Origin of the sequence: Vibrio tapetis subsp. tapetis, assembly GCF_900233005.1 — a bacterium.
GTDB lineage: Bacteria > Pseudomonadota > Gammaproteobacteria > Enterobacterales > Vibrionaceae > Vibrio > Vibrio tapetis.
Map to the genome: position 1 here is coordinate 3,505,609 of NZ_LT960611.1, position 20,804 is coordinate 3,526,412.

12 protein-coding genes, 2 tRNA genes and 4 rRNA genes are annotated in these 20,804 nt (G+C 45.2%); 14 read left to right on the top strand and 4 right to left on the bottom strand.

Annotated features, from left to right (window positions below):
• Nucleotides 1-54: 54 nt before the first annotated feature.
• Both gppA and rhlB read right to left on the bottom strand, forming a co-directional pair.
• The gene (gene gppA / locus VTAP4600_RS15765) at nucleotides 55-1,548 is read right to left on the bottom strand and encodes a guanosine-5'-triphosphate,3'-diphosphate diphosphatase (RefSeq protein WP_102523651.1); all 1,494 of its coding nucleotides are present in this window, start codon (nucleotides 1,546-1,548) and stop codon (nucleotides 55-57) included.
• A gap of 18 nt (nucleotides 1,549-1,566) precedes the next feature.
• A complete protein-coding gene (rhlB, locus tag VTAP4600_RS15770; RefSeq protein WP_102523652.1) occupies nucleotides 1,567-2,859 on the bottom strand; it encodes an ATP-dependent RNA helicase RhlB in 1,293 nt (430 codons plus the stop codon).
• A 112-nt stretch (nucleotides 2,860-2,971) separates the two neighbouring features.
• Between rhlB and trxA the strand changes: the two genes are divergently transcribed.
• The 12 genes from trxA to VTAP4600_RS15830 all read left to right on the top strand — a co-directional run bounded on the left by trxA (nucleotide 2,972) and on the right by VTAP4600_RS15830 (nucleotide 15,043).
• Nucleotides 2,972-3,298 (top strand): thioredoxin TrxA, encoded by a 327-nt coding sequence (gene trxA / locus VTAP4600_RS15775; protein ID WP_102523653.1) that lies wholly within the window; start codon nucleotides 2,972-2,974, stop codon nucleotides 3,296-3,298.
• Nucleotides 3,299-3,504: 206 nt separating this feature from the next.
• Nucleotides 3,505-4,764 (top strand): transcription termination factor Rho, encoded by a 1,260-nt coding sequence (rho, locus tag VTAP4600_RS15780; protein ID WP_102523654.1) that lies wholly within the window; start codon nucleotides 3,505-3,507, stop codon nucleotides 4,762-4,764.
• Between the two features lie 154 nt (nucleotides 4,765-4,918).
• Nucleotides 4,919-5,929: a hypothetical protein gene (locus VTAP4600_RS15785; protein ID WP_102523655.1), complete on the top strand. Its 1,011-nt coding sequence runs from the start codon at nucleotides 4,919-4,921 to the stop codon at nucleotides 5,927-5,929.
• 57 nt (nucleotides 5,930-5,986) lie between these two features.
• On the top strand, nucleotides 5,987-7,846 hold the full coding sequence (ubiD, locus tag VTAP4600_RS15790) for a 4-hydroxy-3-polyprenylbenzoate decarboxylase (RefSeq protein WP_102523656.1): 1,860 nt from the start codon (nucleotides 5,987-5,989) through the stop codon (nucleotides 7,844-7,846).
• Entirely contained in the window at nucleotides 7,843-8,112 is a 270-nt protein-coding gene (locus VTAP4600_RS15795) for a 2Fe-2S iron-sulfur cluster-binding protein (protein WP_102523657.1), read from the top strand. Before ubiD ends, VTAP4600_RS15795 begins: the two co-directional genes overlap by 4 nt.
• Before the next feature lie 14 nt (nucleotides 8,113-8,126).
• Complete coding sequence (gene fre, locus VTAP4600_RS15800) at nucleotides 8,127-8,840, top strand: NAD(P)H-flavin reductase (RefSeq protein WP_102523658.1); 714 nt, start codon at nucleotides 8,127-8,129, stop codon at nucleotides 8,838-8,840.
• Nucleotides 8,841-9,403: 563 nt separating this feature from the next.
• Nucleotides 9,404-10,948 (top strand): 16S ribosomal RNA (locus VTAP4600_RS15805).
• A 574-nt stretch (nucleotides 10,949-11,522) separates the two neighbouring features.
• Nucleotides 11,523-14,414 (top strand): 23S ribosomal RNA (locus VTAP4600_RS15810).
• A 98-nt stretch (nucleotides 14,415-14,512) separates the two neighbouring features.
• A 5S ribosomal RNA gene (gene rrf / locus VTAP4600_RS15815) occupies nucleotides 14,513-14,630 on the top strand.
• Between the two features lie 71 nt (nucleotides 14,631-14,701).
• A tRNA-Thr gene (locus tag VTAP4600_RS15820) sits at nucleotides 14,702-14,777 on the top strand.
• Nucleotides 14,778-14,786: 9 nt separating this feature from the next.
• Nucleotides 14,787-14,902, top strand: a 5S ribosomal RNA gene (gene rrf / locus VTAP4600_RS15825).
• Together the 16S, 23S and 5S rRNA genes with 2 tRNA genes alongside form the textbook arrangement of a ribosomal RNA operon.
• A 64-nt stretch (nucleotides 14,903-14,966) precedes the next feature.
• A tRNA-Asp gene (locus VTAP4600_RS15830) sits at nucleotides 14,967-15,043 on the top strand.
• Nucleotides 15,044-15,098: 55 nt separating this feature from the next.
• On the opposite strand, the gene VTAP4600_RS15835 is transcribed toward VTAP4600_RS15830, so the two are convergent.
• A complete protein-coding gene (locus VTAP4600_RS15835; RefSeq protein ID WP_102523659.1) occupies nucleotides 15,099-16,181 on the bottom strand; it encodes a tartrate dehydrogenase in 1,083 nt (360 codons plus the stop codon).
• 140 nt (nucleotides 16,182-16,321) lie between these two features.
• Nucleotides 16,322-17,932, bottom strand: coding sequence for a BCCT family transporter (locus VTAP4600_RS15840; RefSeq protein WP_102523660.1), 1,611 nt, complete (start codon nucleotides 17,930-17,932; stop codon nucleotides 16,322-16,324).
• 285 nt (nucleotides 17,933-18,217) lie between these two features.
• Between VTAP4600_RS15840 and VTAP4600_RS15845 the strand changes: the two genes are divergently transcribed.
• Complete coding sequence (locus VTAP4600_RS15845) at nucleotides 18,218-19,360, top strand: aromatic ring-hydroxylating oxygenase subunit alpha (RefSeq protein ID WP_102523661.1); 1,143 nt, start codon at nucleotides 18,218-18,220, stop codon at nucleotides 19,358-19,360.
• Nucleotides 19,353-20,804, top strand: a complete 1,452-nt coding sequence (locus tag VTAP4600_RS15850) for an NAD-dependent succinate-semialdehyde dehydrogenase (RefSeq protein ID WP_197708645.1) — start codon at nucleotides 19,353-19,355, stop codon at nucleotides 20,802-20,804. The genes VTAP4600_RS15845 and VTAP4600_RS15850 overlap by 8 nt, the downstream gene beginning before the upstream one ends.

Sequence of the window (20,804 nt, forward strand, 5' to 3'; positions counted from 1 at the left end):
TGAATGTGAGGCTTTTTTGTATTTGGTTGGTGATGGTTTAGGTCACAATGCTCGTTAGCAAGCATTAATGGTTAAAGGCCACCCCATGTCCGATTGACGGTGAGCTTCTATTTCTAATTCAGCTCGGGTCAGCGGGTTTTGTTCTAGCCACGATTTAGCAACGCACAACGATAAATTATCAGCTTCTGCTTTTAATGTGACCACGGGTTGCAATGTTGATGAGCGTCTATGGGTTAGAAGTACTGCAAGGCGTAATAGCCTAAGTACTCGTTTCGCGCTAGATCCAGAAAGTGCATGTTGTTCTGGCAATGAGCTTAGTTGCTCTTTATAGCGACGAGTCAGTTCGCCAAGTAGATGCTTTTGGGCTCGAGTGTAGCCAGGTAAATCTAAATGCTGCAATAGATACGCACTGTGTTGACCACCTTGCTTGTAGTCAATCGTTAGGCCTATTTCATGCAATTGAGCTGCGCTTGATAACAAATATTGAGCTTGTGGTTCCGCTATCCAGTTTTCGTTACCGCATTGGTTGAATAATGCCAAGGCGAGTTTTTCAACTAACTGGCCGTATTCAACATCTAATTGGTAGCGAGTTTGCACGCTTTGGATAGTGCGGCTACGAATGTCATCTTGACGCATCTCATCGATCATCTCGTAGGCGAGGCCTTCGCGTAGCGCACCACCTGCAAGAGTCATGGAATCGATTTCGAGTAACTCAAAAATAGCAATTAAGATAGATAGCCCACTAGGGAACACTAATGCTCTTTCTAGAGTCAAGCCATCTATCTCAAGTTCTTCTAAGTGATCGGCGAGCATCGCTTGTTTTTGTAAGCGCTTGAGCTTGGCATGAGTGATGATCTCATCCATACCCTGTGCCAGCATAATTTCTTGTAGCGCTTGTGCTGTACCACTGGCACCAACACACACATCCCAGCCTATATTTCGATACTGCTCTAAAATAGGTGCAACGGTGATTTTAGCGGCTTCAATTGCCCGATCAAAATTAGCAGCACTCAGTTGTCGATCTTTAAAGTGCTGCTCTAGCCAAGTAACACAACCCATCTTCAAGCTAGTGAGCGCTTTGGCGTCAAAACCCTCTCCAATGATGAGCTCTGTACTTGCTCCACCTATATCAACCACAAGGCGACGGCCTAAACCGCCCGAAGTATGTGCGACACCCTTATAGATGGTTGCCGCTTCTTCTTCGCCTGCGATCACTTCAATCTTGTGTCCTAGTATCTGGTTTGCTTTTTCCAGAAAAAGGTCGACATTGGTAGCGGTTCTTAGTGTTGCAGTTCCGACAATACGGATATTTTGCGCTTCAATATCTTGTAAGCGCTCAGCAAACAGACTCAAACAGTCCCAACCTCGCTGCATGGCTTCGGCACTAAGTTTATTATCCTTATCTAACCCAGCGGCTAATCGAACCTTACGTTTGATTTTGGCCATGGTTTGAACGCTGCCATCAATGTGACGCACAACGAGCATATGAAAACTGTTCGACCCAAGGTCGATTGCAGCGTACAAAGGCGATGATCCTGTCTGACTCATTATTTACTAATCCAATCCCTATTGTGGACGTGGTGCTCTTGGGCGACGTTTGCGGTTGCCACCTTGCTTGTTGCCACCGGTGTTTGTACGACGATTTTGTGGATTACGAGGACGCATGCGTAATGGCGCAGGTAAGTCTTCAAGTAATGCTGTTGCATCGTAGTCTGAAACCGGAACAACGTGCTCGATGTACTCTTCAATCGCCGTTAGGTTGATTGCGTAGTCTTCACAAGCAAAGCTGATTGAGTGGCCACTTTCACCGGCACGACCAGTACGGCCAATACGGTGAACGTAATCTTCACAGTCATCAGGCAGGTCGAAGTTAAATACGTGAGTCACTTGAGGAATGTGTAGACCACGAGCCGCAACATCTGTTGCCACTAAGATATCAACCATACCTTGAGTAAATTGCTCAAGAATACGTTCACGTTTCTTTTGTGGTACATCACCGGTTAACAAACCAACACGGTGTCCGTCAGCAGCCAAGTGGCCCCAAACTGATTCACATTTGTGTTTTGTGTTAGCAAAGATGATTGCACGATCTGGCCATTCTTCTTCAATTAGCGTTTGAAGTAGCGGCATTTTGTGTTCATTTGAAGGGTAGAACAACTCTTCTTGAATACGGTGACCTGTTTTACGCTCTGGCTCTACTACAACATGCTCAGGGTTGTGCATGTGTTCGAATGCCAACTCTTGAACACGGTAAGAAAGCGTTGCTGAGAACAGCATGTTCAAACGCTCTTTTGGTTCAGGCATACGGCGGAACAAGAAGCGAATATCTTTAATGAAACCAAGATCAAACATACGATCGGCTTCATCTAGAACAACTGCTTGAATGTTGTTTAGGTTAAAGATCTTTTGCTTGTAGAAATCAATGATACGGCCAGTAGTACCGATCAGGATATCCACACCTTGCTCTAGTGCGGCAAGTTGCTTATCGTAGCTTTCGCCACCGTAGGCAAGTGCTGCTTTAACACCAGTGCTTTCTACTAAAGGCTTAGCATCGTTATAGATCTGAATCGCTAATTCGCGAGTCGGAGCCATAATGATTGCACGCGGCTGGTTATGCTTGCGGCCTTCATGTTCCGGTGTTGTCAGTAGGTGATTAAAAGTAGCAGTGAGAAACGCTAAGGTTTTACCAGTGCCCGTTTGGGCCTGGCCTGCAATGTCTTGGCCGGTGAGCAGTACCGGCAACGCCAAGGCTTGGATAGGGGTACAAAATTCAAACCCTTTTTTGTCCAATCCTTCAATGATTTGGGGGTGTATTTCCAAATCGGCGAACTTTTGCTCTGTGATATGCGTCTTTTTCATGACTATAGAATATCAGCTTAAGCTTGCAATACGAAAGTAAATACATTCCAATAGGGCATCTATTTACTGGTTATCATCCAACCAGTTCCTAAAATACACTTTGGAGTGGAAGATGAGTGACAAGATTTTGCAGCTAACAGACGATGGTTTTGATAACGATGTAATCCAAGCTGCAGGCCCAGTGCTAGTTGATTTTTGGGCTGAATGGTGTGGTCCTTGTAAAATGATAGCGCCAATTCTTGATGAAATCGCTGATGAATATGAAGGCAAACTGACGATCGGTAAGCTGAATATTGACCAAAATGCGGGTACACCACCTAAATTTGGTATTCGTGGTATCCCTACATTGCTTCTTTTTAAAGATGGTAGTGTTGCTGCGACGAAAGTTGGCGCACTGTCAAAAACTCAACTTAAAGAGTTTTTGGATGCAAACCTATAATTAGGTCTGCACTAAAAAATCAAAAAAACCGTGCACCAAATCTATTTGCACGGTTTTGATTTTTTTAAAATCTAGACTAGGCTTATTTTTAGTGCTAGTTTATCGCACGATATATAAACAAATGTTCATTTCTTGGTCGACCCTGTGACCAAATCCCTCTAACTAACCACAACGATCCTATTTTGACTAATAAAGCATCCACAACTATGAACCTAACTGAACTTAAGAACAGACCTGTGTCTGAACTTGTGAAACTAGGTGAGAGCCTTGGTTTAGAAAACCTAGCGCGTCTACGAAAACAAGACATTATTTTTTCCACACTAAAAGCGCACGCGAAGAGTGGTGAAGATATATTCGGCGACGGGGTTCTGGAAATTCTTCAAGATGGATTTGGTTTCTTACGTAGCGCCGATTGTTCATATCTTGCAGGTCCTGATGACATTTACGTATCACCGAGCCAAATTCGTCGTTTTAACTTACGTACAGGTGACTCAATAGCCGGGAAGATTCGTCCACCTAAAGACGGTGAACGTTATTTTGCCCTTCTAAAAGTCAACACTGTCAACCACGACAAACCAGATAACGCTCGTAATAAAATCCTTTTTGAAAACTTAACACCACTTCACGCTAACGAACGTATGGTTATGGAAGTCGGTAATGGCTCAACAGAAGACATTACTGCTCGAGTTCTAGATTTAGCATCGCCAATTGGTAAAGGTCAGCGTGGTCTGATTGTTGCTCCGCCAAAAGCGGGTAAAACCATGTTGCTGCAAAATATCGCTCAAAGTGTTGCGCGTAATCACCCTGAATGTGAGTTGATGGTTCTACTGATCGACGAACGTCCGGAAGAAGTGACAGAAATGCAGCGCTTAGTTAAAGGCGAAGTGATTGCATCTACGTTTGATGAGCCAGCGTCTCGTCACGTACAAGTTGCAGAAATGGTTATCGAGAAAGCAAAACGCTTAGTTGAGCATAAGAAGGATGTTGTTATTCTTCTTGATTCAATCACTCGTCTTGCTCGTGCATACAACACCGTTATCCCATCTTCGGGTAAAGTGTTGACTGGTGGTGTTGATGCAAACGCACTTCATCGTCCAAAGCGCTTCTTTGGTGCTGCACGTAATGTCGAAGAGGGTGGTAGCTTAACCATCATCGCAACGGCGCTAGTTGATACGGGTTCTAAAATGGATGAAGTCATCTACGAAGAATTTAAAGGTACAGGTAACATGGAACTGCACTTGAACCGTAAGATTGCTGAGAAACGTATTTTCCCTGCTATCGACTTCAACCGCTCTGGTACTCGTCGTGAAGAATTGCTGACAAAATCTGATGAACTTCAGAAAATGTGGATCCTACGTAAAATTGTTCACCCTATGGGTGAGTCTGACGCGATGGAATTCCTCATTGATAAACTGGCAATGACGAAGACGAACAACGAATTTTTTGACGCAATGCGTCGTCAGTAGTTGATACTGGTTTAAAATTTTAAACGCCACCCACTTCGGGTGGCGTTTTTGTTTGGCTTTCCTAAGTTCTGCAACCATAATGACTACAGGCTAGATAGATTGTCACGGAACCGACAAGCACTTAGCCGTTTTTTTTCATTTTAAGGAATACACTATGCGACACGGATTGTTAGCATGCCTCATTTCTCTTCCCTTATTGTTGAACCCCATAGCAAGTTGGGCGAAAGAGATCACCGAACAACAAGCGTCAAAGTGGCTTGAAGACAGTTTAATTCTGGATCGTGCTGATGATATGTATCAACTGATCTTGGCGGATGATATCAGTAGTTTGGAATTTTCATTGCAACGACTAGCGCTTCCTCAACAAGAGGTTGTCCGTTACCTGTTACTTCAGCATATGGAAGACCAAGAGCTGATTTTATCTGAACCTGTGGCTCGGTTTGTTCAAGCTCAGCTCGGTGTCATTGCTACTTACCAGATCAAAGAGCAAGGTGATGGTTATGAAATAGTGGTTCCTGCCTTTAATAGCAGTGTGATTGCAAGTCGGCTGATAAAACGCCGAGAAAAAGACAAAGGGGTACTCGACTTTATTCTCGCCGCAGAACAGAAAAAATTGAACCTAGAACATTGGCTAACGGGTGAGGAATATCAAGTTAGCGAAAAAGAGAAACTGCTGATTGCAGAGTTGGATGGTTTGTCGCCAAGAGCGCTTGATGCATTAACTCAGCAATTAACCCAAGAAGCGATCACTCACTGGCTTCCATCTAGCTCTGTTGTAACTCGTATGGCACAGGTAAGCAAAGATCCTGAAATGTATGCGCTGCTCTGGCGAATGCGAGCGGATAATTACAGTCACAATGAGATTAAGAGGCTAGGCAAAGAAGCTGATCCATTCTCAATAGAGCAATTACTTGCCGCAACAAGTAACCCTTCGTTAAAAGCGCAAGCTACAGCAGAACTCACCAAGCTAAATCCGTTACCGATAGAAGTAAAAACCTATCTAGTGAACGAATTGAGACTTGAAGAAGACGAGCAGACCCAATCTATTGCTAGGCAGCTGGTGGATCATGGGCATCGCTCTTGGCTTGAGCAGGTTGTGAGCAGTAAACGAGGCGTGAATTCAAATATTTTGTTGCAAGTATTGTCGGTAAGTAAAGAGAACTGATCGATTTCTCTACTTTTTGCTATACTACGCGCAGTTTAATTAGCCATTAGAAGCCCTATGAGTTTTAAGGATTTGCGCGATTATGTCGATCATTTAGAGAAATCTGGTCGGCTCAAACGTATTACTCACCCAGTTGACCCTCATTACGAAATGACGGAAATCAGTGATCGTACTTTACGAGCTGGTGGCCCTGCCTTGTTGTTTGAAAACCCAATTGGTTACGACCTTCCAGTACTGACCAATCTTTTTGGTACCGCAGAGCGTGTCGCCATCGGGATGGGAAGATCGGAGGTGAGTGAACTGCGTGAGGTTGGAAAGTTACTCGCTTATCTAAAAGAGCCTGAACCACCGAAAGGCTTTAAAGATGCCATCGATAAGCTGCCAGTATTTCGCCAAGTTTTAAACATGCCAGCAAAAAGGCTAAGAAAAGCAGCCTGTCAGCAAGTTGTTTGGCAAGGTGATGACGTCGACTTAGATAAAATTCCCGTGATGAGTTGCTGGGCGGGCGATGTTGCTCCTTTGCTTACTTGGGGGTTAACCGTTACGAAAGGCCCCAATAAGAAACGCCAAAATCTGGGAATATACCGCCAGCAAAAGTTAGGCAAAAATAAAATCATTATGCGCTGGCTTGCCCACCGTGGTGGTGCGCTCGACTTAAGAGATTGGATGGAAACGCATCCGGGTAAACCTTTTCCTGTGTCTGTTGCTTTTGGCGCCGATCCAGCGACGATACTTGGCGCAGTGACACCAGTGCCAGATACCTTATCTGAATATGCCTTCGCGGGCCTATTACGTGGCAGTAAAACAGAGGTCGTTAAATCTCTTAGTAACGAGCTAGAAGTGCCAGCAAGTGCAGAAATCGTGATGGAAGGGTATATCGACCCTGCTGAGTTTGCCGACGAAGGACCATATGGTGATCACACTGGCTATTATAATGAAGTAGAAAAACATCACGTCTTTACCATTACGCACATTACCATGCGTAAAGACCCGATTTATCACAGTACTTACACTGGTCGCCCGCCAGATGAGCCTGCGGTTCTTGGTGTCGCACTTAACGAAGTGTTTGTTCCTATATTACAAAAGCAGTTTCCTGAAATAGAAGACTTTTACTTACCACCGGAAGGGTGTTCCTATCGGATGGCTGTTGTGACCATGAAAAAGCAATATCCTGGTCATGCTAAAAGAGTCATGATGGGAGTTTGGTCTTTCCTAAGGCAATTCATGTACACCAAATTTGTTGTTGTGTGTGATGAAAGCGTAAATGCGCGAGATTGGGAACAAGTGACTAAAGCGATGAATGATCACATGGTACCCGCTAGGGATACAGTGATGATTGATAATACCCCGATAGACTCTTTAGATTTTGCTTCCCCGGTGGTTGGTCTTGGCTCAAAGATGGGCATAGATGCGACGATAAAATGGGATGCTGAGTTAGCGATCGCAAATCACATCAGTGCAACGCTGCCTTTATGGGAAAGTGAAACCATAGTCGATGTCTGCTCGCAGATAAAAGCAGAGTACCCTGAAATAGTAGAATTGCACATTCCATCAGCTGAAAGTTCAAGTAAGTTAGCTGTCGTGACAATTTGCAAAAGTGTCGAAGGGCAGGCTATCAAAATTATGAAAGCCGTGTGGTCTCGTTTGCACCAGTATGCTTACATCAAATTTATGATCGTTTGTGATGATGATGTTAGCGCGAAAGACTGGAATGATGTTATTTGGGCTATTACCACTCGCATGGATCCTTCACGCGATACGATAATGCAGGAATCTGAATACGGTTCTCAAATGGGAATGGATGCGACCAATAAAATGGGCGCTGAAAACCAGCGTGAGTGGGGAACTCCTATAAAGAAAGATCCAGCGGTAGTCGCTAAAGTAGATGCCATGTGGGATGAATTGAATATCTTATGAGTTATCGAGTGACTTTGCTACCTAGCAATATAGAATTCGAAGTACAAGAACAACAAACGATACTGGAAGCGGCGCTCAATAATAACATTAGCTTCCCGCATCGTTGCCAAGTAGGTGCATGTGCTATGTGCATGTGCCGCAAAATAGAAGGCAAAGTTAGCTATAAGCTAGAGCCTATGCTCACAGAGAAGGAGCAGAGACGAGGATGGATATTTCCTTGTCAGGCGTTTGCCGACAGCCATTTAGTACTTACTTTTGACGAGTAAGTTAGAGGAAGACCATGACCATAAAATGTAAAGTGAAGTCGATAGAGCCTTTAGCATGTAATACCTTTGAAATTCTATTGCATCCTGAAGCTCCCGTAGCCTTTCAAGCAGGGCAGTACCTGTTAGTTGAAATGGGTGAAAAAGATAAACGCCCATTCTCTATTGCGAGCAGCCCTTGTCGCCATGAAGGTGAATTAGAGCTTCATATTGGTGCTGCTGAAGAAAATGCTTACGCACATGAAGTCGTGGAAGCAATGAAACAGGCGTTAGCAAATAATACAGATATTAATATCGATGCCCCACACGGTGACGCAGCAATAGTCGATAGTTCTGAACGACCAATGTTATTGGTCGCTGGTGGTACTGGATTTAGCTATGTGCGCTCTATATTAGATCACAGCATTAGTCAAAATAGACAGAACAATATCTACCTCTACTGGGGAGCTAAAGATGAATGTCAGCTTTACGCTAAACAAGAGTTGCTAGATATCGCGAATAGCCATAGCAACATTCACTTTATTCCTGTGGTTGAGCAAGCTGCAAAAACCTGGACAGGTAAAGTAGGTAATGTGCTGCAAGCAATAGAAGCAGACTTTGAAAGCTTGGAAGATTACGACATATATATAGCAGGCCGCTTTGAAATGGCAGGTGCAGCGCGTGAAAGATTCGTCGAGCACCGTCAGGCGAAGCGTGAACATATGTATGCGGATGCGTACGCTTTTATTTAGTTGTAATTAAAATGTTGCCCAAAGGAGAGTATTTATACTCTCCTTTGTCGTTTTTGGTCTAAAAAACAGCAAACAAACTCTTTTTGGTGAAATCTACAAAAAAGGGGTTGCGCCTGCAGTGAATCTCCCTATAATGCCCAACTCCAGACAGCGAGGGCTTATTATAAAAGGCTTCGCAGGCTGAGAAAGATTTCCCGGTGTTTTGTGATTAACTTCAAAAAGTGTTTGACACGACGAGTTAACTCGCTAAAATGACCGCCTCTTCAACGAGAAAGTCGAAAGGCTTCAAAGTTAGAAGAAAAGCTCTTTAACAATTTAAACCTATCAATCTGTGTGGGCACTCGTTGATGATAATCAAAACGTTTTTACCTCGGTAAAAACAGTTTCTTCGGAAACAACTTTGGTTTCAATGAACTGAGTGACCAATACGAAATTAAGTTTACTTAATTTTGGCACAGTCAATTCATTACCATTCTGTTGGAATGGTAATAGCTTTAGAATTACATGTTTACTTCGGTAAATATTAGTTTTGAAGTCAGTATTCATTGAGCCGACAAAATCTTAAATTGAAGAGTTTGATCATGGCTCAGATTGAACGCTGGCGGCAGGCCTAACACATGCAAGTCGAGCGGAAACGAGAAGTAGCTTGCTACTTCGGCGTCGAGCGGCGGACGGGTGAGTAATGCCTAGGAAATTGCCCTGATGTGGGGGATAACCATTGGAAACGATGGCTAATACCGCATAATGCCTTCGGGCCAAAGAGGGGGACCTTCGGGCCTCTCGCGTCAGGATATGCCTAGATGGGATTAGCTAGTTGGTGAGGTAATGGCTCACCAAGGCGACGATCCCTAGCTGGTCTGAGAGGATGATCAGCCACACTGGAACTGAGACACGGTCCAGACTCCTACGGGAGGCAGCAGTGGGGAATATTGCACAATGGGCGCAAGCCTGATGCAGCCATGCCGCGTGTATGAAGAAGGCCTTCGGGTTGTAAAGTACTTTCAGCAGTGAGGAAGGGGTGTACGTTAATAGCGTGCATCCTTGACGTTAGCTGCAGAAGAAGCACCGGCTAACTCCGTGCCAGCAGCCGCGGTAATACGGAGGGTGCGAGCGTTAATCGGAATTACTGGGCGTAAAGCGCATGCAGGTGGTTCGTTAAGTCAGATGTGAAAGCCCGGGGCTCAACCTCGGAACTGCATTTGAAACTGGCGGGCTAGAGTACTGTAGAGGGGGGGAGAATTTCAGGTGTAGCGGTGAAATGCGTAGAGATCTGAAGGAATACCAGTGGCGAAGGCGGCCCCCTGGACAGATACTGACACTCAGATGCGAAAGCGTGGGGAGCAAACAGGATTAGATACCCTGGTAGTCCACGCCGTAAACGATGTCTACTTGGAGGTTGTGGCCTTGAGCCGTGGCTTTCGGAGCTAACGCGTTAAGTAGACCGCCTGGGGAGTACGGTCGCAAGATTAAAACTCAAATGAATTGACGGGGGCCCGCACAAGCGGTGGAGCATGTGGTTTAATTCGATGCAACGCGAAGAACCTTACCTACTCTTGACATCTACAGAAGCCAGCGGAGACGCAGGTGTGCCTTCGGGAACTGTAAGACAGGTGCTGCATGGCTGTCGTCAGCTCGTGTTGTGAAATGTTGGGTTAAGTCCCGCAACGAGCGCAACCCTTATCCTTGTTTGCCAGCGAGTAATGTCGGGAACTCCAGGGAGACTGCCGGTGATAAACCGGAGGAAGGTGGGGACGACGTCAAGTCATCATGGCCCTTACGAGTAGGGCTACACACGTGCTACAATGGCGCATACAGAGGGCAGCCAACCAGCGATGGTGAGCGAATCCCAAAAAGTGCGTCGTAGTCCGGATTGGAGTCTGCAACTCGACTCCATGAAGTCGGAATCGCTAGTAATCGTGAATCAGAATGTCACGGTGAATACGTTCCCGGGCCTTGTACACACCGCCCGTCACACCATGGGAGTGGGCTGCAAAAGAAGTAGGTAGTTTAACCCTTCGGGGAGGACGCTTACCACTTTGTGGTTCATGACTGGGGTGAAGTCGTAACAAGGTAGCCCTAGGGGAACCTGGGGCTGGATCACCTCCTTATACGAAGATTTTCACGATGAGTACCCACACAGATTGATGTGGTTTGTAAAATCAAAAGAGTTTGATTGTTGGGGATGTCGCTCATCTGGGTAGACCGCTCGCATGATGAGCGGGAGGTAGGTGGTTAGAGTCCACTCAGACCCGGCCATTTCTTTCTCAATAGTTATTGGCAATGACGTTGTAGATCCGGGGCTATAGCTGAGGTGCGAGAGCGCCGACCTCGCCCGCAGGAGATGTGCGGTTCGATCCGGCACAGCTCCGCCATATTTTTAAGCATAAGTGATAGCGTTTTTAAAAAGAGTTTCGATTAGAAACGTTTACTCTTTAACAATTTGGAAATCTGAAGAATTACAATAACTTGTTTGTTTACATGAAAGGATGTTAATTAAATTTAAAAGTTTTCAAATTCTAAGACTTTTTTAGAATGATAGGGACCCACCCCCCTTCAAGTGGTTTTGGGGTTTCAAGGGAAAGAAAACATATTTGAATCCGGCAAAATTGAACGTTTTTCCCTTATTAAAAAAAGAGACCACCTTGGTTGTTTTCCAAACATTAAGACCTCTTGGGGTTGTATGGTTAAGTGACTAAGCGTACACGGTGGATGCCTTGGCAGTCAGAGGCGATGAAGGACGTATTAACTTGCGATAAGCGTAGATAAGGCAGTAAAAGCCACTTGAGTCTACGATTTCCGAATGGGGAAACCCGGCCGCATAAGCGGTCATCTCTTAGTGAATACATAGCTAAGTGAAGCGAACTCGGGGAACTGAAACATCTAAGTACCCGAAGGAAGAGAAATCAACCGAGATTCCGAAAGTAGCGGCGAGCGAAATTGGATTAGCCCTTAAGCTTTTAATGATGCAGACGAAGACTCTGGAAAGTGTCGCAGTAAAGGGTGATAGCCCCGTAGTCGACGCATCATAATCAGTGAAAACGAGTAAGGCGGGACACGTGATATCCTGTTTGAATATGGGGGGACCATCCTCCAAGGCTAAATACTACTGACTGACCGATAGTGAACCAGTACCGTGAGGGAAAGGCGAAAAGAACCCCTGTGAGGGGAGTGAAATAGAACCTGAAATCGTGTACGTACAAGCAGTAGAAGCCCACTTGTTGGGTGACTGCGTACCTTTTGTATAATGGGTCAGCGACTTAATTTTAGTAGCAAGGTTAACCGTTTAGGGGAGCCGTAGGGAAACCGAGTCTTAACTGGGCGCTCAGTTGCTAGAATTAGACCCGAAACCAGGTGATCTAGCCATGGGCAGGTTGAAGATTGAGTAACATCAATTGGAGGACCGAACCGACTAATGTTGAAAAATTAGCGGATGACTTGTGGCTAGGGGTGAAAGGCCAATCAAACCTGGAGATAGCTGGTTCTCCCCGAAAGCTATTTAGGTAGCGCCTCGGACGAATACTATTGGGGGTAGAGTACTGTTAAGGCTAGGGGGTCATCCCGACTTACCAACCCTTTGCAAACTCCGAATACCAATAAGTAATATCCGGGAGACACACGGCGGGTGCTAACGTCCGTCGTGGAGAGGGAAACAACCCAGACCGCCAGCTAAGGTCCCAAATTACTACTAAGTGGGAAACGATGTGGGAAGGCTCAGACAGCCAGGATGTTGGCTTAGAAGCAGCCATCATTTAAAGAAAGCGTAATAGCTCACTGGTCGAGTCGGCCTGCGCGGAAGATGTAACGGGGCTAAGTAGTAAACCGAAGCTGCGGCTGCACACCTTTGGTGTGCGGGGTAGGGGAGCGTTCTGTAAGCGGTTGAAGGTGGTCTGTAAGGGCTGCTGGACGTATCAGAAGTGCGAATGCTGACATGAGTAACGATAAAGGGAGTGAAAAACTCCCTCGCCGGAAGACCAAGGGTTCCTGTCCAACGTTAATCGGGGCAGGGTAAGTCGACCCCTAAGGCGAGGCCGAAAGGCGTAGTCGATGGGAAACGGGTTAATATTCCCGTACTTCTTATAATTGCGATGGGGGGACGGAGAAGGCTAGGTGGGCCTGGTGATGGTTATCCAGGTTCAAGTGCGTAGGCGGATGGTTTAGGTAAATCCGGACCGTCATTAACGCTGAGACACGATGTCGAGCAACTACGGTTGTGAAGTCATTGATGCCATGCTTCCAGGAAAAGCCTCTAAGCTTCAGATTATAAGAAATCGTACCCCAAACCGACACAGGTGGTCGGGTAGAGAATACCAAGGCGCTTGAGAGAACTCGGGTGAAGGAACTAGGCAAAATGGTACCGTAACTTCGGGAGAAGGTACGCTCTTGGCGGTGAAGTCCCTTGCGGATGGAGCTACTAGGAGTCGCAGATACCAGGTGGCTGCAACTGTTTATTAAAAACACAGCACTGTGCAAAATCGTAAGATGACGTATACGGTGTGACGCCTGCCCGGTGCCGGAAGGTTAATTGATGGGGTTAGACTTCGGTCGAAGCTCTTGATCGAAGCCCCGGTAAACGGCGGCCGTAACTATAACGGTCCTAAGGTAGCGAAATTCCTTGTCGGGTAAGTTCCGACCTGCACGAATGGCGTAATGATGGCCACGCTGTCTCCACCCGAGACTCAGTGAAATTGAAATCGCTGTGAAGATGCAGTGTACCCGCGGCTAGACGGAAAGACCCCGTGAACCTTTACTACAGCTTGGCACTGAACATTGACCCTACATGTGTAGGATAGGTGGGAGCCTTTGAAACTTCGTCGCTAGATGGAGTGGAGGCAATCTTGAAATACCACCCTTGTATGCTTGATGTTCTAACGTCGGTCCCTTATCGGGGTTGCGGACAGTGCCTGGTGGGTAGTTTGACTGGGGCGGTCTCCTCCCAAAGAGTAACGGAGGAGCACGAAGGTGGGCTAAACACGGTTGGACATCGTGTGGTTAGTGCAATGGCATAAGCCCGCTTGACTGCGAGAATGACAATTCGAGCAGGTGCGAAAGCAGGTCATAGTGATCCGGTGGTTCTGAATGGAAGGGCCATCGCTCAACGGATAAAAGGTACTCCGGGGATAACAGGCTGATACCGCCCAAGAGTTCATATCGACGGCGGTGTTTGGCACCTCGATGTCGGCTCATCACATCCTGGGGCTGAAGTCGGTCCCAAGGGTATGGCTGTTCGCCATTTAAAGTGGTACGCGAGCTGGGTTTAGAACGTCGTGAGACAGTTCGGTCCCTATCTGCCGTGGGCGTTGGAAAATTGAAAGGGGCTGCTCCTAGTACGAGAGGACCGGAGTGGACGAACCTCTGGTGTTCGGGTTGTCATGCCAATGGCATTGCCCGGTAGCTAAGTTCGGAATCGATAAGCGCTGAAAGCATCTAAGCGCGAAGCGAGCCTTGAGATGAGTTTTCCCTGGCACTTTAAGTGCCCTAAAGGGTTGTTCAAGACTAGAACGTTGATAGGCAGGGTGTGTAAGTGCTGCGAGGCATTGAGCTAACCTGTACTAATTGCCCGTGAGGCTTAACCATACAACACCCAAGGGGTTTTGATTGGACTCAAAAGCAAGAACATAATTGAATGTGTAATAAGAACTTTTAAGCAACAGCTTTCCGAATTAAAGAATTTGGGGGGCGACCATAGCGTTGCGGACCCACCTGAACCCATCAAAAGGGGTCAGAAGTGAAACGCAGTAGCGCCGATGGTAGTGTGGGGTTTCCCCATGTGAGAGTAGGACATCGCCAGGCTTTAAATTTGAGAAGCCCGTTGGAAAACGGGCTTTTTTCAGTCCATTTGACTGAACAGCAAAATTAAGTGTGCTGGTATGGCTCAGTTGGTAGAGCGCACCCTTGGTAAGGGTGAGGTCCCCAGTTCGACTCTGGGTACTAGCACCATTTATTTTGTTTGGCGACCATAGCATTGTGGACCCACCTGATTCCATGCCGAACTCAGAAGTGAAACACAATAGCGCCGATGGTAGTGTGGGGTTTCCCCATGTGAGAGTAGGACATCGCCAGACTTCTATTTCGTTTTATCTTTTTTAAAGATAAACAAAAAATAGCGATAAGCTGAATAGACACTGCGGAGTGGTAGTTCAGTTGGTTAGAATACCGGCCTGTCACGCCGGGGGTCGCGGGTTCGAGTCCCGTCCACTCCGCCACTTATATTAAGCCCAAGTCTTACGACTTGGGCTTTTTTACGTTTGTGGTCTTCTATTACGCTACCTTGCTCGAACGGGTCGAAATTGCAGTAGCAACGGCATCTCCTAGTTCTTGAGTAGAAGCGACTCCTCCCATGTCTCTAGTCCGAAGTTTTTCGTGTTGAGTAACGTCTTCTATTGCATTGATTATACTGTCGTGTACCGAAGTAAGCCCAAGATGCTCCATCATCATAGCGCCTGCCCATATCGCACCTATTGGGTTTGAGATGTTTTGGCCGTAAATGTCTGGAGCTGAACCATGAACGGGTTCAAACATACTAGGGAACTCACGCTCTGGATTGACATTAGCGGAAGGTGCAATGGCGATCGTCCCTGTGCAAGCCGGGCCAAGATCAGACAATATGTCTCCAAAGAGATTTGAGCCAACGATAACGTCATAACTTTCCGGTTTAGTCACTAAGTTTGCGGAAAAGATATCGATATGGAATTTGTCGGTTGTTACTCTTGGGTAGTCTCGGGCGATAAGATCTACTCTGGAGTCCCAATAAGGCATACTATGAAACAAGCCATTTGATTTCGTTGCTGAACTCAGGTGTTTTCTCTGACGTTGATTCGCGAATTCAAATGCATATCGAATAATCCGGTCTGTTCCTTTCCGGGTAAATATACTTTGTTGGACACAGACTTCGTCATCGGTACCTTCATATTGAATTCCGCCAATATTTGAGTATTCACCTTCCACATTTTCTCGGATCACATAGAAATCAATATCACCGGGCTTTTTGTTGGCAAGTGGAGACTCGATCCCCTTAAATAGGCGTACTGGTCGAATATTCGCATATTGATTAAATGCTCTTCGAATCGGTAATAACAACCCCCAAAGTGATATGTGATCGGGCACTCCGGGGAAACCAACGGCGCCGAGATATATAGCATCAAAGTGGCTAAGGGTTTCAATGCCGTTATCTGGCATCATTTTTCCCGTTGAATGATAGGTTTCGCAACTCCAATCAAAGTAAACCCATTCAATGGTGATTGGCATATGGCTGATCGCAGTTTCAATTGCTTTTATGCCTTCAGGGATAACTTCTTTGCCTATACCATCACCTTCAATGACTGCTATTTTAATATGTTTCACTTAAGCCGGTCCTTATAGATACATGTTTGTTATATGATGACTTTTAATAAAAATATAGCGTTCAAAAAAACAGACAAGCCACATTGCCACGAACTATTTGATGGGCAATGTGAACTCGACTGATTTATTTAGTGACTATTTTAAGTGGTTGTTAATTCAGCGACTTTCTCCGTGTGTTGTTCTACCTCAACCACCACCATTCCTTCACCATCCAGCACAACGTGCTTTTGGGTAGAAATTTCAGGGAAGTCTTGTTTAAGCATTCGAAAGAAAGAGACGACCATAATCAATATCACAGGGATCATTGGAAGCGCTGCGACCAAAGTGGATGTTTGCGCTGACTTTAAGCCACCTACCGTCAGCAAACCAACGCCGACAAATGCTAAGGTTAATGTCCAAAACGCACGATTCATTCGTGTTGGTTCTTCATTAATCTTAATTTTTTTGGATGTGATTAGCGCCAATGTATAGGCTGAAGAGTCGACGGTTGTCGCCAGGAAAATGAAACATAAAATGATGAATAATGGCGCAATTATTGATGACCATGGCAAGTTGTTTACTATGGCCGTTACGGCTTTCGGTATGCCCTCTGAATTTAAAATATCGGCGACAGCAAGGGTGCCAGTCATATCTAAATGCAAAGAATACCCGCCCCAAACCATAAAGAACACGCTCGTTCCAGCGGCACCCCAAAGTACTCCGTTTAAAATAAACTCACGAATGGTTCTGCCTTTAGAAATCGTAGCGACAAAAATACCCATCATAGGTGCATAAGCGACCCACCACGCCCAATAGAAAATAGTCCAGGCACTAGGGAAGGAGTCCTGATCTATCGGTGAAGTCCAAGTGTTTACTCTGAAGAAGTTATCGAGAAACAGACCTAAACTATTGGAACTCAGTTGTAGGATAAATAATGTTGGTCCTGCAAATAAAACAAAGGCCAATAGCAGCAGCGCTAATACCATATTGATATTAGATAATATTTGTATTCCTTTACCTAGTCCTGAATAAACGGACCAACCGATCATGACAATCCATGAAGCCAACACCATGAATTGAACAAATAGAGAGTCGCCAATACCAAACATTGAATCAAGCAAACTGGTTACTAAAGGAACCGATAAACCTAGTGAGGTACCCACAGCACCAATGATTGATATGATCACAATCAGGTCGATGACTTTTCCAATAGGGCCATCGACTAAGCCTTTTAAAACGGGTCTACAGGCTTCACTAAATCGCATGATAGGCACACGTCGAACGTAAAAGTTATAGGCCATCGGTAGTGCAGGAAGAAGATAAATAGCCCATGGAACCACGCCCCAGTGTAGTAATGGATACATCGCACCCCATTCAATTGCGGCTGATGTGCCTGCTTCGATATCAAGTGGTGGCGAGGCCATAATATAAATTGGCTCAATAAAGGCCCAGTTACACAGTGAAATGCCGATACCTGCGCAGAACAACATTGATATCCATGAAGACTTTTTAAAGTCCGGAGTATCATTTTCTCTTCCCAAGCGTATGTTCCCATAGCGAGAAAATGCGAGATAAAGCATAACGCCTAAGCAACTTATTCCGGTTAAAAGATAAAGCCAGCCAAAGTTTGATGTGACCCAGCCAAACAGTAGGTTGATGATCTCACCAGCAATCATGGGGTTCATTGCTAAATAAGCGCAGCTTGAAAATACAATGATAATAGAGGGTATGAGCAAGCTCACGTCCATGTTCCACTTACTAAAAGATTTCACTTTTATCTCCGGTTGTTTGTTAACTGTTAATTTACAGATTTGAAAATAACGCAACAAAAGTCAAATTTGATCGAGTTTGGGATTTCTCTCGAAATAATTATTTATTTATTTGATTTATATAAGTTTAATTGGTTTTTAGATGTGTCTTTATGGTGTTTTTATGGTGAATTTAGTTAATAAATTGTTAATAATTGTGATTGTCATCGTCTTTTGGTTATTGCTTGTTAAGGGGAATAAACCGTATATTGCAAACCACTGGTTAACAACTTTGAGTTTGGACATAACATGAAATTTTCAACCGATATCATTCCTGAGCACCATGAAGATCTGGCTAATGCGTGGACAATTCCTTCAAGGTTTTACACTGATGAGTCTATCTTCGAGAAAGAAGTCGAAGCCTTTTTTGTGAATAGTTGGGTTTGTGTGGCTCACGTTAGTGAAGCGAGTAGCAAAAACAGTTTCATTCGTCGCGAAATGTTTGGAGAAAGCCTCGTAGTGGTACGCGGTAGAGACTCAGTGCTGCGCGGGTTCTACAACGTATGTCCCCATCGTGGGCATCAATTGATATCGGAAGAAAGTGGAAAGACGAAGAATGTTATTACGTGTCCTTACCACGCATGGGCGTTCAAGCTTGATGGCGAGTTAGTTCATGCGACTAACTGTGAAAATGTGAATAAATTCGAAAAAGATGTCTTGGGCTTATCCGCCTTTCATGTAGTGGAATATGCCGGCTTTATATTTATCAACTTATCAAAAGAAGAGCCGAATCCAATTGAAGAGCAGTTACCGGGTTTGGAAGAAACGGTACTAAAACACATGCCTAGAGTGCATGAACTCAAGCGAGCAGCTCGTTTTGTCTCTAAAACACCCGCCAACTGGAAGTCTATCGTAGATAACTATATTGAGTGTTATCACTGCCCAACCAATCACGTTAGCTTTGCTTCATCCGTTGACGTTACACGTTATACACAAGAGTTTAATCCTAACTGGACCTTACAAATTGGCCATGCTGTTTCTTCTGAGCAGTCGTTCAAATTTAATGAAGGCACGATCGATCCTAAGTTTCTTGGGTATTGGTTGTGGCCATGCACCATGTTTAACATGCCTCCGGGCGGTGACTTTATGACGGTTATCTACGAGTTTCCGATAAGCGCGAATGAGACGCTTCAATTTTATGAGATCTATTTCTTTAACGAAGTGCTTACGGATGAACAGAAAAAACTGGTCGATTGGTATGAAAACACATTTCGACCAGAAGACCTGAGATTGGTTGAAAGTGTTCAAAAGGATTTAAAATCAAGAGGATATCGAGGTCAGGGGCGCATTATGACTTGTTCTGAAGGTTCGGGTATTACCGAAGAAGGTTTAGCATATTTTCACAAAACCCTAGCAAACAGATACCTAGAAGAGGGTGGTTTCAATGATTAATCAACTCAAAGATCGCACGCTTTTTAAGCAGGCTTGTTTTGTCAATGGTCGCTGGGAGGACGCGACTTCGGTGACCAAAGTGACGAATCCAATTGATGACAGTCTGATCGGTTATGTGCCTGATTTAAATAAGAATCAAGTGCTTGAGTCGATAGAACTTGCCTCAAAGGCAATGGCGACTTGGAGTGCAACGACAGCTAAAGAAAGAAGTTCAATACTGCAACGTTGGTACTCGCTTATTATCGAAAATGTGGACGATTTGGCGTTAATCATGACATCGGAGCAAGGTAAGCCTTTATATGAAGCTCGTGGTGAAATTACGTACGCGGCGTCGTTTATCCAATGGTTTGCAGAGGAAGGGAAGCGCATTTATGGGGATGTCATTCCCGCTACGATTGCCTCGAATCGTATCCACACGATTCAACAGCCGATCGGTGTGTGTGGGGCGGTTACCCCATGGAATTTCCCTGCGGCCATGATTACTCGTAAAGCGGCGCCTGCATTGGCCGCTGGTTGCTCTATCGTCATTAAGCCAGCCACAGAAACCCCTTTTACTGCTCTGGCATTGTGTGAATTGGCGTCACGAGCGGGCTTACCGGATGGGTTGATCAATGTCATTACGGGCAATTCTCGAATGATCGGAGAACAATTAACAACACATCCTTTGATTGCCAAATTCTCATTCACCGGTTCTACGGAGGTCGGTCGCATACTTCAGGCTCAATGTGCATCCACAATTAAGAAAACGTCGATGGAACTAGGGGGCAATGCGCCTTTTATCGTATTCGATGATGCAAATATTGAGAAAGCCGTTGATGGCCTAATGGCAGCGAAGTTTCGTAATGGCGGGCAAACATGTGTTTGTGTGAATAGAATTTATGTCCATGAGAAAGTCTACGATGAATTCTATCAAGCGTTTAAAGATAAAGCCTCACAACTTGTTGTGGGTAAAGGGACGGATATCGGTGTGACTGTTGGCCCGATGATCAATCAAGCCGCCATAACCAATATGACGAGTCTGCTAAAAGATGCGCAGAGCAAGGGCGCGACTGTTGAGCCCGTTGGTATCTTACGGGAATCGGGCGGAAACTACTTTTCTCCCGTCCTTGTTTCCGATGTGACCGACGACATGAACCTAGTTCACGATGAAATCTTTGGCCCAATCGCATCCATTATAAAGTTCTCTGATGAAGAAGAAGTCATAAAGCGCGCCAACAATACTATTTTTGGGCTCGCGGCTTATTTCTATACCACAAATATCAATCGAGTTTATCGTGTTTCCGAGAAAATAGAGTCGGGTATGGTCGGTGTAAATACCGGAATCATATCCAACGAAGTTGCGCCTTTTGGTGGCGTCAAACAGTCAGGTTTGGGTAAGGAAGGCTCTAAGTATGGAATTAGTGACTATCTAGAAATCAAATATGTCTGTGTGGATTTAGAGTAA